Source organism: Rhodanobacter sp. GW835-FHT13D09 (assembly GCF_058793995.1).
Genome location: NZ_JBXAGL010000014.1, coordinates 81,912 through 95,328 on the forward strand (window position 1 = coordinate 81,912; position 13,417 = coordinate 95,328).

12 protein-coding genes are annotated in these 13,417 nt (G+C 68.7%); 9 read left to right on the top strand and 3 right to left on the bottom strand.

Annotated elements, in window-relative coordinates; genetic code table 11:
- Positions 1 to 286 precede the first annotated feature (286 nt).
- Entirely contained in the window at positions 287 to 3,943 is a 3,657-nt protein-coding gene (dnaE, locus tag AC1Q5A_RS15915) for a DNA polymerase III subunit alpha (protein WP_492702332.1), read from the top strand.
- Between the two features lie 56 nt (positions 3,944 to 3,999).
- Here the strand turns inward: dnaE and AC1Q5A_RS15920 are convergent, their stop codons facing one another.
- Positions 4,000 to 4,374, bottom strand: coding sequence for a YajD family HNH nuclease (locus AC1Q5A_RS15920; RefSeq protein WP_492702334.1), 375 nt, complete (start codon positions 4,372 to 4,374; stop codon positions 4,000 to 4,002).
- Between the two features lie 161 nt (positions 4,375 to 4,535).
- On the opposite strand from AC1Q5A_RS15920, the gene AC1Q5A_RS15925 reads away from it, so the two are divergent.
- The 6 genes from AC1Q5A_RS15925 to AC1Q5A_RS15950 all read left to right on the top strand — a co-directional run bounded on the left by AC1Q5A_RS15925 (position 4,536) and on the right by AC1Q5A_RS15950 (position 10,327).
- The gene (locus AC1Q5A_RS15925) at positions 4,536 to 5,492 is read left to right on the top strand and encodes an acetyl-CoA carboxylase carboxyltransferase subunit alpha (protein WP_492702336.1); all 957 of its coding nucleotides are present in this window, start codon (positions 4,536 to 4,538) and stop codon (positions 5,490 to 5,492) included.
- A 326-nt stretch (positions 5,493 to 5,818) separates the two neighbouring features.
- Positions 5,819 to 6,904, top strand: a complete 1,086-nt coding sequence (locus tag AC1Q5A_RS15930) for an NHL repeat-containing protein (protein WP_492702338.1) — start codon at positions 5,819 to 5,821, stop codon at positions 6,902 to 6,904.
- Between the two features lie 174 nt (positions 6,905 to 7,078).
- Positions 7,079 to 7,813, top strand: coding sequence for an NYN domain-containing protein (locus AC1Q5A_RS15935; protein WP_492702340.1), 735 nt, complete (start codon positions 7,079 to 7,081; stop codon positions 7,811 to 7,813).
- Entirely contained in the window at positions 7,810 to 9,111 is a 1,302-nt protein-coding gene (gene tilS, locus AC1Q5A_RS15940; RefSeq protein ID WP_492702342.1) for a tRNA lysidine(34) synthetase TilS, read from the top strand. The genes AC1Q5A_RS15935 and tilS overlap by 4 nt, the downstream gene beginning before the upstream one ends.
- A gap of 75 nt (positions 9,112 to 9,186) precedes the next feature.
- Positions 9,187 to 9,444 carry an exodeoxyribonuclease VII small subunit gene (locus AC1Q5A_RS15945; RefSeq protein WP_492702344.1) on the top strand — a complete coding sequence of 86 codons (258 nt, stop codon included), beginning with the start codon at positions 9,187 to 9,189 and terminating at the stop codon, positions 9,442 to 9,444.
- A complete protein-coding gene (locus tag AC1Q5A_RS15950) occupies positions 9,428 to 10,327 on the top strand; it encodes a polyprenyl synthetase family protein (RefSeq protein WP_492702346.1) in 900 nt (299 codons plus the stop codon). The genes AC1Q5A_RS15945 and AC1Q5A_RS15950 overlap by 17 nt, the downstream gene beginning before the upstream one ends.
- Before the next feature lie 64 nt (positions 10,328 to 10,391).
- Here AC1Q5A_RS15950 and AC1Q5A_RS15955 read toward each other — a convergent pair whose 3' ends face one another.
- A complete protein-coding gene (locus tag AC1Q5A_RS15955) occupies positions 10,392 to 10,790 on the bottom strand; it encodes a DUF4870 domain-containing protein (protein WP_492702348.1) in 399 nt (132 codons plus the stop codon).
- A gap of 141 nt (positions 10,791 to 10,931) precedes the next feature.
- Entirely contained in the window at positions 10,932 to 12,299 is a 1,368-nt protein-coding gene (gene pmbA / locus AC1Q5A_RS15960; protein ID WP_492702350.1) for a metalloprotease PmbA, read from the bottom strand.
- 105 nt (positions 12,300 to 12,404) lie between these two features.
- Here pmbA and AC1Q5A_RS15965 point away from each other — a divergent pair, with 105 nt between their 5' ends.
- Both AC1Q5A_RS15965 and yjgA read left to right on the top strand, forming a co-directional pair.
- Positions 12,405 to 12,665 carry a DUF1653 domain-containing protein gene (locus tag AC1Q5A_RS15965; protein WP_492702352.1) on the top strand — a complete coding sequence of 87 codons (261 nt, stop codon included), beginning with the start codon at positions 12,405 to 12,407 and terminating at the stop codon, positions 12,663 to 12,665.
- A 28-nt stretch (positions 12,666 to 12,693) separates the two neighbouring features.
- Positions 12,694 to 13,248, top strand: coding sequence for a ribosome biogenesis factor YjgA (gene yjgA / locus AC1Q5A_RS15970; RefSeq protein WP_492702354.1), 555 nt, complete (start codon positions 12,694 to 12,696; stop codon positions 13,246 to 13,248).
- The last annotated feature ends 169 nt before the right edge of the window (positions 13,249 to 13,417 follow it).

Sequence of the window (13,417 nt, forward strand, 5' to 3'; positions counted from 1 at the left end):
AGCGCCTGATTAGCGGGAGCGAGTCCGCACAAATCGGTCAGGAACGGATTTGAACAGCCGCAGGCTGGCCCGCAGGGCGCATGCCATGGATGGCATCCATACATGTGCCGGACTCGCGACGGAACGCACTGCTGGCCGAGCCGGTACCGCCGGCGGTGGCCGCCGCGGCGGCTGAGCGGCAGCTTCCGGCGGGGCATCGCCGGGCGTCGCGCAAACCGCACGGAAGTCAATCTTGCCGCTGGGCAGGGTGCCGGTTAGCCTGCGGGGATTCACCGCGCACACCGGCATGACCGTCCGCTATACCCACCTGCACCTGCACAGCGAATACTCGCTGGTCGACTCGACCATCCGCATCAAGGCGCTGGTCGCGGCCTGCGTGCGCGACGGCATCGCGGCGGTGGCGCTGACCGATGACAGCAACATGTTCGCGCTGGTGAAATTCTACAAGGCGTGCGGTGCTGCCGGCATCAAGCCGGTCGGCGGCTGCGACCTGTGGATCTCCGCGCCCGACGACCCGCGCCCGTGGCGACTCACCCTGCTGTGCCAGGACCGCGACGGCTACCTCAACCTGTCGCGGCTGGTCTCGCGCGCGTGGCAGGAAGGCCAGCACGGCGGCCGCGCGCTGGTCGAGGCCGGCTGGCTGGCCGGCGGCGCCTGCAACGGGCTGATCGCCCTGCTCGGCCGCGAGAGCGAGGTCGGCCGCATCGCGCTGAACCAGGGCATCGGGGCCGCCCTGGCGAAGCTGCGCCCGCTGGCGCGGCTGTTCCCCGACCGGCTGTACCTGGAGCTGACCCGCTGCGGCCGCGAGGGCGAGGAAAGCTGGAACACCGCCGCGCTGGCGCTGGCCGCCGAACTCGGCCTGCCGGTGGTGGCGAGCAACGACGTGCGCTTCCTCCGGCAGGACGATTTCGACGCGCATGAGGCGCGCGTGTGCATCCACCAGGGCCGCGTGCTGGCCGATCCGAAGCGCCCGCGCGAATACAGCGACCAGCAATACCTGAAGACGCCGGAGGAAATGGCCGCGCTGTTCGCGGATATCCCCGAGGCGCTGGAAAACACCGTCGAGCTGGCGAAGCGCTGCACGCTGGAGCTGAAGTTCGGCACCTACTACCTGCCCGACTTCCCGGTGCCCGCAGGCCACGACCTCGACAGCCACATCCGCGAACTGTCGCGGCAAGGCCTGCGCGAGCGGCTGGCGAACGCGCCGCTGGCGGCCGACCACACACTGGCCGACTACCAGGCGCGGCTGGAGCGCGAGCTGGACGTCATCGTCAAGATGGGCTTCCCCGGCTACTTCCTGATCGTGGCGGACTTCATCAACTGGGGCAAGCAGAATGGCATTCCGGTCGGCCCCGGCCGCGGCTCCGGCGCCGGCTCGCTGGTGGCCTGGGCGCTGAAGATCACCGACCTGGACCCGCTGCAGTTCAACCTGCTGTTCGAGCGCTTCCTCAACCCCGAACGCGTGTCGATGCCCGACTTCGACATCGACTTCTGCATGGACCGCCGCGACGAGGTGATCGACTACGTCGCGCAGAAGTACGGCCGCGACAAGGTCAGCCAGATCATCACCTACGGCTCGATGGCGGCCAAGGCGGTGCTGCGCGATTCCGGCCGCGTGCTCAGCATGCCGTACGGCCAGGTCGACCGGCTGGCCAAGATGGTGCCGCCGCGGCCGCTCGACCTCACCCTGTCCGACGCGCTCGGACGCTCGGAGAAGTCCAGGAAGGAGCCCGATCGCGTCGTCAGGGAGTTCTGCGAAACCTACGAGCAGGACGAGGAAGCGCGCGCGCTGATCGACCTGGCGCTGAAGCTGGAAAACCTCACCCGCAACGCCGGCAAGCACGCCGGCGGCGTGGTGATCGCACCCAGCCCGCTGACCGACTTCGCGCCGCTGTACTGCGAAGCCGGCGGCGGCGGCGTGGTGACCCAGTACGACAAGGACGACGTCGAGGCGGTCGGCCTGGTGAAGTTCGACTTCCTCGGCCTGCGCACGCTGACCATCATCGACTGGGCGGTGAAGGCGATCAACGCGCGCCGTGCGAAAGAGCGACCCCATCTGTCCTGCGGACATCTTCCCCTGCAGGCAGGGGAAGAAAGGACGGCGCAGCCGGCGGCTGCGGTGGATTCCGTGGGCGAAACGCCGCTGGACATCGCCGCGCTGCCGCTGGACGACGCGCTCACCTACGAACTGCTGAAGAAGGCGCAGACCGTCGCGGTGTTCCAGCTCGAATCCTCCGGCATGCAGCGCATGCTGAAGGACGCGAAACCCGACCGCTTCGAGGACATCATCGCGCTGGTGGCGCTGTACCGCCCCGGCCCGATGGACCTGATCCCCAGCTTCGTGGCGCGCAAGCACGGCCGCGAGGACGTGGAATACCCCGACCCGCGCGTCGAGCCGATCCTGAAAGAGACCTACGGCATCATGGTCTACCAGGAGCAGGTGATGCAGATGGCGCAGATCGTGGGCGGCTACTCGCTCGGCGGCGCCGACCTGCTGCGCCGCGCGATGGGCAAGAAGAAACTCGAGGAGATGGCGAAGGAGCGCGCCAAGTTCCGCGAGGGCGCGGCGAAGGACGGGCTCAGCGGCGAGAAGGCCGACTCGATCTTCGACCTGATGGAGAAGTTCGCCGGCTACGGCTTCAACAAGTCGCACGCCGCCGCCTATGCGCTGGTCTCCTACCAGACCGCCTGGCTGAAGGCGCACTACCCGGCCGAATTCATGGCTGCCACGATCTCCTCGGACATGGACAACACCGACAAGGTGGTGACCTTCCTCGACGAGTCGCGCGCCATCGGCATCGCCGTGCAGCCGCCGGACGTCAATGCTTCCGAATACATGTTCGTGGCGGTCGAATCCGACTCGTCGTCTGTGCACTCGCGCCAAGGCGCTCGCACGATCCAGTACGGCCTGGGCGCGATCAAGGGCGTCGGCCAGGGCGCGTGCGAGGCGATCGTGGCCGAGCGCGCGCACGGCCGCTACACCGATCTGGCCGACTTCTGCCGCCGCGTGGATCCGGCCAGGCTCAACCGCCGCGTGCTGGAAGCGCTGATCCTGTCCGGCGCACTGGACGCACTGGCGCCGAATCGGGCCAGCCTGATGCTGCAGCTGCCCGACGCCATCAAGGCCGCCGAGCAGCACCTGCGCGACCGGCAGTCCGGCCAGAACGACATGTTCGGCGCCGCCGTGGGCACGATGACACCCGTGGTGCACATCCATCTGCCGACGGTACCGGAATGGCCACTGGAGCAGAAACTGCAGGGCGAGCGCGATACCCTGGGCCACTACCTGTCCGGCCATCCCACCGACCCGTGGAAGGACGAACTGGCACAGCTGTCGACCTGCCCGCTCGGCGAGATCGCCGACCGCTACCAGCCGCCGAAGCCGCGCAAGAACGACGACGGCGACAACAACCGCTTCCGCCGCGGTCCCGACACGCCGTGGACCGTCGCCGGCATGGTCACCGCCGTGCGCAAGCGCGGCGACAGCGACGCCTTCGTGCGGCTGGAGGACGGTACCGGCATCATCGAGGTGAGCTTCTTCGGCGAGCTGTACCAGCAGATCGCGCCGCTGCTGACGCGCGACGAGATGCTGGTGGTCGACGGCGGGCTGCGCATCGACGATTTCTCCGGCGGCGGCTTCCAGCTGCGTGCACGCAGCGCCTGCTCGCTGGCCGACGCCTGCCGCCGGCATGCGCGCCTGCTGCAACTGAAGTTGAACGGCATCGGCCCGGACTTCGTCAGCCAGCTGCAGCACGCCCTGGCCGGCTATCGCGGCGGCCGCACCAGCGTGACCCTGCACGGCTACCGCAACCAGAGCGCCCAGGCCGACCTCGAGCTCGGCGAAGCCTGGCGCGTGGAAGCCATCCCCGACCTGCTGCGCGCCGTGCGCGCCCTGCCCGGCGTGAAAGCGGCGCGCCTGCGCATCGTCAAGCAGCAGGATTGAACCGCCTTGCTCCCTCCTGACCTCCCCCTGCTCTGCAGGGGGAGGAACCGTTCCCGTCACTTCCGGCCCCGCTCCAGCATCGCCTTCAGGTCGGCGAACGGATTGCCGGTCGCCGGCGGCGCATCCTCCACCGCCAGCACCCCGCCCCGCACGTGGTCGATGTGCCGCGCGTGCTCGTTGTCGTGGCAGTACACGCACAACAATTCCCAGTTGCTGCCGTCGGACGGGTTGTCGTCATGGTTGTGGTTGCGGTGGTGCACGGTCAGTTCCTGCAGGTTCGCACGGGTGAACTCGCGCGCACAGCGGCCGCACACCCACGGATACATCTTCAGCGCCCGCTCGCGATAACCCAGTTCGCGCTGCTCGGCGGCGCGCCGGGCCTCGGCCACGATGCGGTCGAGTCTGGCGTTGTCGATGGGCTTGCTGGGCATGGCGCGGATCCCGCAAAACGGTCATGGAATGAGCGGACGATAGCGCAATCGCCCGGCCTGCGGCAGGCGTCTGCCGACTCGGTCACAGCCATACGGCGGCGTTCTCTCGTTTTCCTGCGGGACGGTATACTGAGCCGCTTCCGTGCCATGAAAAGCAACGAATGAACCCCAACTTCCTCGATTTCGAACAACCGATTGCCGAGCTGGACGCGAAGATCGAAGAGCTTCGCCACGCCAGCCATGGCCAGGCGTTCAACATCGACGAGGAAGTCGGCCGCCTGCGCGAGAAGCTCAAGGTCAAGACCGCCGAGATCTTCCGCAACCTCAACTCGTGGCAGACCACCCAGCTCTCGCGTCACCCGGCGCGGCCATACACGCTCGACTACATCGGCGTGATCTGCGAGGAATTCCACGAGCTGGCCGGCGACCGCATGTACGCGGACGACGCTGCCATCGTGGGCGGCCTCGGCCGCATCAACGGCCGGCCGGTGGTGATCATCGGCCACCAGAAAGGCCGCAACACGAAGGACAAGGTGCGTCGCAACTTCGGCATGCCGCGTCCCGAGGGCTACCGCAAGGCGCTGCGCCTGATGAAGATGGCCGAGCGCTTCGGCCTGCCGCTGTTGACCCTGATCGACACCCCCGGCGCCTATCCCGGCGTGGGCGCCGAGGAACGCGGCCAGAGCGAGGCGATCGCGCGCAACCTGCTGGAGATGGCCGAGCTGAAGGTGCCGATCGTGTGCACCGTGATCGGCGAGGGCGGCTCCGGCGGCGCGCTGGCGATCGGCGTGGGCGACCGCACCAACATGCTGCAGTACGCCACCTATTCGGTGATCTCGCCCGAAGGCTGCGCCTCGATCCTGTGGAAGAGCCCGGACAAGGTGAAGGACGCCGCCGAGGCGCTGGGCATGACCGCGCCGCGCCTGCTGGAACTGGGCCTGGTCGACAAACTGGTGCGCGAACCGCTCGGCGGCGCCCACCGCAACCCGCGCTCGATGGCGATCCGCCTGAAAGCGGTGCTGCTGAACCAGCTCGACGAACTCGAGGCGATGCCGGTCGCCAACCTGCTGCAGCAGCGCTACAAGCGCCTGCGCAGCTACGGCGCATATCAGGAGTAAAACGGGGCCCTCCGTTGCGCGTGGCCCCGGCCACACCCGCTTCCGGCCAGGCATTCCAGGGCAGGCCCTTGGCTGTCGACACCTTCGATAGCACCGTGTTAACGCGAAACACACCACCACTTACAGCGCTGGATATACGGTCGGCGCTCCGTTGCACAGCAACGGTGATCCCCAAGGGCGATCAAGCGAACGCGCGAAATATTCCAGCAGGATGCCTGCCCTGCAGGCCATCGCAACGGATTGTCAGGGGGAGCCTTTGGGTCTGCTTGTCGCGGTTTGACCCGAGTGGAGGGCTTTCCATGACACACGCTTCGCCAGCAACGACGATGCCACGGCGCGTACTGCTCGCGCTTGCCATTGCCACGGCAATCGGCGGCATTTCCTTTCCCCCGGCGGCGCCGGCCAGCGAAGAGGCGCCCGGCACCATCCTCATTGCGGACCAGTTCAACAACCGCGTCATCGAGATCGACCGCGGCACCCATCGTGTGCTGTGGCATTTCGGCAACGGCTCGGACCTGCCCGGCCCGAGGAGCATCGTGGGCGTGAACGATGCCGAGCGCTTCGGCGTCCTCACGCTGATCTCGGGCACCGGCATCCCGCCCAGCAGCCCGGCGCTCCCCGGCTGTGCCACCCCGGTCAGCGGGTGTCCCGACAACCGCGTGCTGATTGTCGATCCCGGCGGCGACATCCTCTGGCAGTACGGCAAGGCAGGCATCACCGGGGCGGGCCCGAACGAGCTGAATACCCCGGTGCACTCGCTCTTCCTGACCAGCTTTCCGCATCACCCCGGTGCACACGTGCTGATTACCGACCAGGGCAACCAGCGCGTCATCCTGGTCGACCTGGAACACAGGATCGTCTGGCAATACGGTACGACCGGCGTAGCCGGCAACGGCCCGAACCAGCTCAACAACCCGAACAGCGCGGAAGTGCTGGCCAACGGCCACATCCTGATCGCCGACGAGAACAACAACCGGGTCATCGAGGTCGACCCAAGCCTGCAGATCCTGAAGCAATTCACCGCCATGGGCACGGTGAACGGCGCCGCCTTCGCCAGCCGGCTGGGCAACGGCGACACGCTGATCAGCGACTCCAACAACAACCGCATCGTCGAAGTCGACGGCCAGGACCGCGTCGTCTGGCTGTACCAGACCAACACCGACACGGGCAGCAACCCCGCGCCGTTGCCGACGCGGGCCCTGCGCCTGCGCAACGGCGACACGCTGATCAGCGACCAGTTCAACCAGCGTGTCATCGAGGTCACGCCCGCGGGCAAGATCGTGTTCCAACAGGGCGCGCTCAACCTGCCCGGTGACGATTTCAACCAGCTCAACGGACCCTACGACGCCAAGGCGGTCGGCGACTTCACCGGCATCACGCCACCCTACGGCTTTGCCTCCGGCGCCCATTGACACCCGACGCGCCGTTGCCGAGCAAGAGTCGAGCCCCGGCCTCCCTGGCCGGGGCTTCGCTTGATCGGCCCCGTGACTGGCCCGTGAAGGCCGGCCGCGGACCGGCAGACAGCGTTGTGGCATCCCGGCAAGGCGCTACCATCCTGTCATTCCGCTGCCGCCCAGGAGCCCGTCATGGCCCACGACAAACTCGCCGTGCTGATCGACGCCGATAACGCCCGCCCGGCGATCGTCGAAGGCCTGCTCGCCGAGGTGGCGAAGTACGGCACCGCGCACGTCAAGCGCATCTACGGCGACTGGACCAAGCCCGACCTCAACGGCTGGAAGGAAGTGCTGCTGCGCCACTCGATCCAGCCGATCCAGCAGTTCCGCTACACCGTCGGCAAGAACGCCACCGACTCGGCGATGATCATCGACGCGATGGATCTGCTCTACGCCGAACGCTTCGACGGTTTCTGCATCGTTTCCAGCGACAGCGACTTCACCCGGCTCGCTTCGCGCATCCGCGAATCCGGCCTGACCGTATATGGCTTTGGCGAGAAGAAGACGCCCGAACCGTTCCGCACCGCCTGCGACAAGTTCATCTACACCGAGGTGCTGGCTGGCACCGCCGAGGCCGAGACCGCGGCCGCGCCGAAACCGCGCTCGGCGAAGGAACTGCGCGGCGACACGCGCCTGATGAACCTGCTGCGCGGCGCGCTGGAGGCGGCCTCGGACGACACCGGCTGGGCCAGCCTCGGCACCATCGGCAGCATCATCAGCAAGCAGTCGCCCGACTTCGACTCGCGCAACTACGGCTACGCCAAGCTCAGCGGCCTGATCAAGGGCATCGGCCTGTTCGAGACCGAGGAACGCCAGATCGGCAACGGCAAGCATCTCTACGTCCGGCCGCGCGACAGCAAGAAGTGAGCAACCCGCTGCAAGCGCATCTGCAGGCCTCCCTCGCGGCCATGCCGCCCGCTCCGTTGTGCGTCGCCTTCAGCGGCGGCCCGGATTCCACCGCCCTGCTGCACGCGCTGACGCAATTGCCCGAGGCGCGCAGGCGCGGCCTGCGCGCGCTGCACGTCGACCACGGCCTACACCCCGACAGCGCCGCCTGGGCGGAGCATTGCCGGCACTTCTGCGCTGTGCTGGGGCTGTCGTGCGAAGTGTTGCGCGTGCAGGTCGAGCGAGGCGCCGGCATCGGTCTGGAAGCGGCCGCGCGCCACGCACGCCACGCCGCACTGGCCGCGCAGCTGCGCGACGGCGAATACCTGCTGCTCGGCCACCACCGCGACGACCAGGTCGAGACCGTGCTGCTGAAACTGCTGCGCGGCGCCGGCCCGGAAGGGCTGGGCGGCATGCGCACGCTGCGCACGTTCGGCCGCGGCCAGCTGTGGCGGCCGCTGCTGGCATTGTCGCGGCAGCAGCTGCGCGACTACGTCGAGGCGCAACGGCTGGATGTCGTCGACGACCCGTCCAACGCCGATACCTCGCTGGCGCGCAACCGCCTGCGCCACGAGATCCTGCCGCGACTGGCGCCTTGCTGGCCGCAGGCGGCGGATTCGATCCTGCACAGCGCAGCGCTCTGCCGCGCGGCTGCCGACGCGCTGCGCCTGCAATGGCTGACCGCGTTCGATGCCCTGCACGACCCGGCCAGCGGCAGCCTCGAAGCCGCCGGCTGGCTGGCGCTGATGCCGGCGCTGCGCGAGCCGCTGCTCGACCACTGGCTGCACCTGCGTGGCCTGCCCGCGCCCAGCAGCGCCCAGCGCCGGCAGATCGAGCGCCAGTGCGGCGCACGCCCGGGCCGGTTGCCATGCATCCGCTGGGCTGGCGCCGAGCTGCATCTCTGGAAAGGGCGCCTGTGGGCCTTGCCGCCGGGGCGCGCCGTCGCCGCCGGCTGGCAGGCAACCTGGCACGGCGAGCCGCTGGCGCTGCCCGACGGCGGCGAACTGTCGTTGACGGTCGAAGGCACCCGTCTGGCCGAGCCGCTGCTCGTTGGCCTGCGCCGCGGCGGCGAGCGCATCAAGCCCGACGGCGACGCGCATACGCGCGAGCTGCGCGACCTGTTCCAGCAGGCGCAGCTGCCGCCGTGGCGACGCAACGCCTGCCCGCTGCTGTACGCCGGCGACGAACTGGTTGCCGTGGCCGACCGTTGGATCAATGCCCGCGGCACGTCGATTTTCCGCCAGGCCGGCGCGTCGCCGCGCTGGCGTGCGGGACGCTGAGCCAGGTCACGCCAGCAGCGTTCCACGGCCTGCGCAGATTGATTCCGGACGGCCGCTGCGCTAGCGTTGCGGGCCATGGCCAAGACCGTTCCCGCACCCGGCAAGACCCCGCCCGCCGCCGACTTCGAACGCTCCCTCGACGAACTGGAACAACTGGTCGCGAAGATGGAAGGCGGCGAGATGAGCCTGGACGAATCGCTGGCCTCGTTCGAACGCGGCATCGGGCTGTTCCGCCATTGCCAGCAGTCGCTGGAGCAGGCCGAACTGCGCGTGCGGCTGCTGCTCGACCCCGAAGCCCCCGACAGCGCCCAACCGTTTGAACCCGAACTCTGAGCTTGGTCCCGCCCTGCAAGCATTGATCGTCCGCGCCGAACAGGCACTGGACCGCATCCTGCCGACAGCCGAACACTCCCCCGCCGAACTGCATCGCGCAATGCGCTACGCCGTGCTCGGCGGCGGCAAGCGGCTGCGCCCGCTGCTGGTCTACGCCGCTGCCCATGCACTCGGCGAAGACGGCTCGTCGCTGGACGCCGCCGCCTGCGCAGTCGAACTGATCCACGCCTATTCGCTGGTGCACGACGATCTGCCCGCGATGGACGACGACGCGCTGCGCCGCGGCCGCCCGACCTGCCACATCGTGTTCGGCGAGGCGATGGCGATCCTCGCCGGCGACGCGCTGCAGGCGCTGGCGTTCGAGATCCTCGCCGACGACGCCGCACGACGCACCGATGCAGCCACCGGCATCGCCATGCTGCGCGCGCTGGGCCAGGCCTGCGGCGCCGAAGGCATGGCCGGCGGCCAGGCACTGGACCTGGCCGCAGTCGGCCGCCCGCTCGCGCTGGGCGAACTCGAACACATGCACGCATGCAAGACCGGCGCGCTGATCCGCGCCTCGGTGCAGCTCGGCGCGCTCGCCGCCGGCGCCGACGCCGACACCCTGCAGGCGCTGGACCGCTACGCCCACGCAGTCGGGCTGGCGTTCCAGGTGCGCGACGACATCCTCGACGTGGAAGGCGAATCGGCGGTGATCGGCAAGACCGCCGGCAAGGATGCCGCCGCCGCCAAGCCCACCTTTCCCTCGATCATCGGCCTCGACGCCTCGCGCGCCCGGCTGGCCGAGCTGACCGACACCGCGCTGGCCGCGATCGCGCCGCTGGGCGAGCACGCGACGCTGCTGGAAGAGCTGGCGTTGTACGCCGCCCACCGCCACTACTGATCCGATGCCGCGCAATGAAAAGGGCGGCTCACGCCGCCCTCGTTTCATGCGCCGGTCACCGGCCTCAGCTGACCAGCCGCAGCGTGAACGGGTAGCGGTAGGTGGTGCCCTCGTTCGCCTTGATCGTGGCGATGATCACGAACACCAGCCAGCCGATCGCCAGCACCGCCAGCAGCAGGAAGCCGATCAGGATGAAGCAGAGGATCCAGCCCACGATGGCGGCGATCCCCACGGTGATGTTGAAGTTCAGCGCCTCCTTGCCCTGGTCGTTGACGAACGGCATGGTGTCCTTCTTGATCAGCCAGATCACCAGCGGCCCGATGATGCTGCCCAGCGGAATGATCACACCGGCCAGCGCGGACAGGTGCGCGAACATCGCCCACTGGCGCTCCTCGGCGGAAGGTGCCCCGGTCATCGGCTCGTTCGACGGGGGCGGAATGACGGACTCGGGTGGAACGCTCATGCGCTACTCCTCAACGTCGACAGTTCACCGGCCGCTTGCCGGTCGTGCCGATGCTAGCAAGGCTTGCACCGCTTTGCCGCATGAATCTGCGATAACCCCATCCCAGCCCTCCCCTGCGATGCAGGGGAGGGAGAGTCATGCCTACTCGCCAGCCACCATCATCCGGTCCAGCAGGATCGAGCCGGTGAGGATGTGCGAGCGGGGGTCGACGTCGGCGCCCACCGCGACGATGCCGGCGAACATCTCGCGCAGGTTCGCCGCGATGGTGATCCCCTCCACCGGGTAGGCGATCCCGCCGTTCTCGACCCAGAAGCCCGCTGCGCCGCGCGAGTAGTCGCCAGTGACGATGGACACGCCCTGCCCCATCACCTCGGTCACCAGCAGGCCGGTGCCCAGGCGCTGCAGCATGCGCTGGAAATCGCTGCGCTCGCCGTCGGCCGCACCCGGCTCCACGATCAGGTTGTGGATGCCACCGGCGTTACCGGTCGATTGCAGGCCCAGCTTGCGCGCCGAATAGCTGCCCAGCACGTAGCGCGCCAGCACTCCGCCTTCGACCAGCGCGCTGTCGCGGGTGGCCACGCCCTCGGCGTCGAAATTGCCGGATCCCTGCCCGCGCGGCAGGCGCGGCCGCTCGTCGATGTTCAGCCAGGCCGGCATCACCGGCTTGCCCACATGGTCGAGCAGGAAGCTGGCCTGGCGGTATAGCGCGCCACCGCTGACCGCGCCGAGCAGGTGGCCGACCAGCCCGCGCGCCAGCTCCGGCGCGAACAGTACCGGACACTGCCGCGTGGACAGGCTGCGCGCACCCAGCCGCGCCAGCGTGCGTTCGGCCGTCTTGTCGCCCAGCGCCTGCGCGCTGATGAAATCACCGGCCGCACGCACGCTGTCGTACCAGTAGTCGCGCTGCATGCCACCCTCGTCGCCGGCGATCAGCGCCAGCGACAGCGAATGCCGCGTGCCGCGCTCACGGCCGACGAAACCGTGCGAGTTCGCGTACACCGACAGCCCTTGTCCGGCCTGCACGCTGGCACCGTCGGAATTGCTGATGCCGGCGTGTGCACGGCCGGCGTCCTCGATGGCGATGCCCAGCGCGATCGCCTGCGCGGTGTCGATGTCCCACGGATGCCACAGGTCGAGGTCGGGGAATGCCGTGGCCATGCGCGCCGCGTCGGCCAGCCCGGCGGCGGGGTCTTCCTCGGTGTAACGGGCGATCGCGCAGGCCTGGTCCAGCGTGGCCTGGATCGAATCGGGGTGGAGGTCGGCGGTGCTGGCCGAGCCCTTGCGCTGGCCGAAGTACACGGTAAGGCCGAAACCGCGGTCGCGGGTATGCTCCACCGTCTCCACCTCGCCCAGCCGCACGTTCACGCTCAAGCCCGTGTCGATGCTCGCCGCCACCTCGGCCTGGCTGGCGCCGGCGGCGCGGGCGCGGCGGATCACGTCCTCGGCCAGCCCGGCGAGGCGGTCGAGTTCGTGCAGGCTGGGGTCCGGGCTGATGGCAACTTCGCTCACGTCGGGCTTTCCTGGGAATTAGGCGGGTAGAATAGGCGGTTCGCAGCCGCAGGCACCCGACATGGGGCCACGGCGGCGAAATGAAAAGAGCTGCGGAGAACGCCCATGCAACCCACCGCCGGCATCTATCGCCACTACAAGGGCCAGCGCTACCGCGTGCTGGGCACGGCGCATCACAGCGAAACCATGGAGCCGCTGGTGGTCTACCAGGCGCTCTACGGCGACCACGGCCTGTGGGTGCGTCCCGCGGCGATGTTCAGCGAGACCATCGAACTGGACGGCGAACCGATCGCCCGCTTCGCGCTCGAGCAGGCCGACGGCGAGCGCGCCGGCGACGAAACATCCGGCAACGGCCGGCACGCCTGATCCACCCGCTTTCTTCTGGAATGAACCCGTGAGCCCGAGCCGCAGCCGCAACCAGACCGAACTCGACGATGCGGACTACGGCCCCAGCCGCACCCAGCAACGCCGCGAAGCGCTGGCCATCCTGACCCTCGCCGGCCAGTTGATCGAGCTGCCGCCGAGCAAGCTGGCCAAGCTGGCGCTGCCCGACGACGTGCGCCGCGAGATCGACATCACCCGCCGCATCACCTCCCACGGCGCGAAGAAGCGCCAGCTCGCCTTCCTCGCCAAGGTGATGCGCCGCTACGACGACGAGGACTTCGCCGCCGTGCGCGCCGAACTCGGCGAAAACCGCGAGAAGCAGCGCCAGGAAACCGCCGCGATGCACCGCCTGGAAGCGATGCGCGAGCGGCTGCTCAGCGAGGACGAAAGCGCCCTGTCCGAACTGATCACCGGGCATCCGCAAGTCGACCGCCAGCGCCTGCGCTCGCTGGTGCGCCAGGCGCGCATCGAGAAGGACACGCCGAACAAGCCGCCACGGGCGTACCGGGAGATCTTTCAGTTGTTGAAGGATCTGGCAGAGGCAGGCGAATCGGCCGAGAGCTGACGCGCAGCACCTGGAAGAGCGCACCCTGTCCACAAGGGACTTCCTTTGGTCGTGCGCGACGCTCTTGCTCTACCGATTCTTGCATCGGCCCGCGTAATCGCGTGGACTCGCCCCCGCGCATTCAGGCATCGAGGTGCCAGTGGTGGTGAGCTAGTGGACCGTAACGTTT

Excerpts from the sequence above, each read along its gene's own strand:
- dnaE (WP_492702332.1), top strand. The coding sequence starts at position 287 with ATGACCGTCCGCTATACCCACCTGCACCTGCACAGCGAATACTCGCTG.
- AC1Q5A_RS15925 (WP_492702336.1), top strand. The coding sequence starts at position 4,536 with ATGAACCCCAACTTCCTCGATTTCGAACAACCGATTGCCGAGCTGGAC.
- AC1Q5A_RS15955 (WP_492702348.1), bottom strand. The coding sequence starts at position 10,790 with ATGAGCGTTCCACCCGAGTCCGTCATTCCGCCCCCGTCGAACGAGCCG.
- AC1Q5A_RS15920 (WP_492702334.1), bottom strand. The coding sequence starts at position 4,374 with ATGCCCAGCAAGCCCATCGACAACGCCAGACTCGACCGCATCGTGGCC.
- AC1Q5A_RS15965 (WP_492702352.1), top strand. The coding sequence starts at position 12,405 with ATGCAACCCACCGCCGGCATCTATCGCCACTACAAGGGCCAGCGCTAC.
- AC1Q5A_RS15930 (WP_492702338.1), top strand. The coding sequence starts at position 5,819 with ATGCCACGGCGCGTACTGCTCGCGCTTGCCATTGCCACGGCAATCGGC.
- AC1Q5A_RS15935 (WP_492702340.1), top strand. The coding sequence starts at position 7,079 with ATGGCCCACGACAAACTCGCCGTGCTGATCGACGCCGATAACGCCCGC.
- AC1Q5A_RS15945 (WP_492702344.1), top strand. The coding sequence starts at position 9,187 with ATGGCCAAGACCGTTCCCGCACCCGGCAAGACCCCGCCCGCCGCCGAC.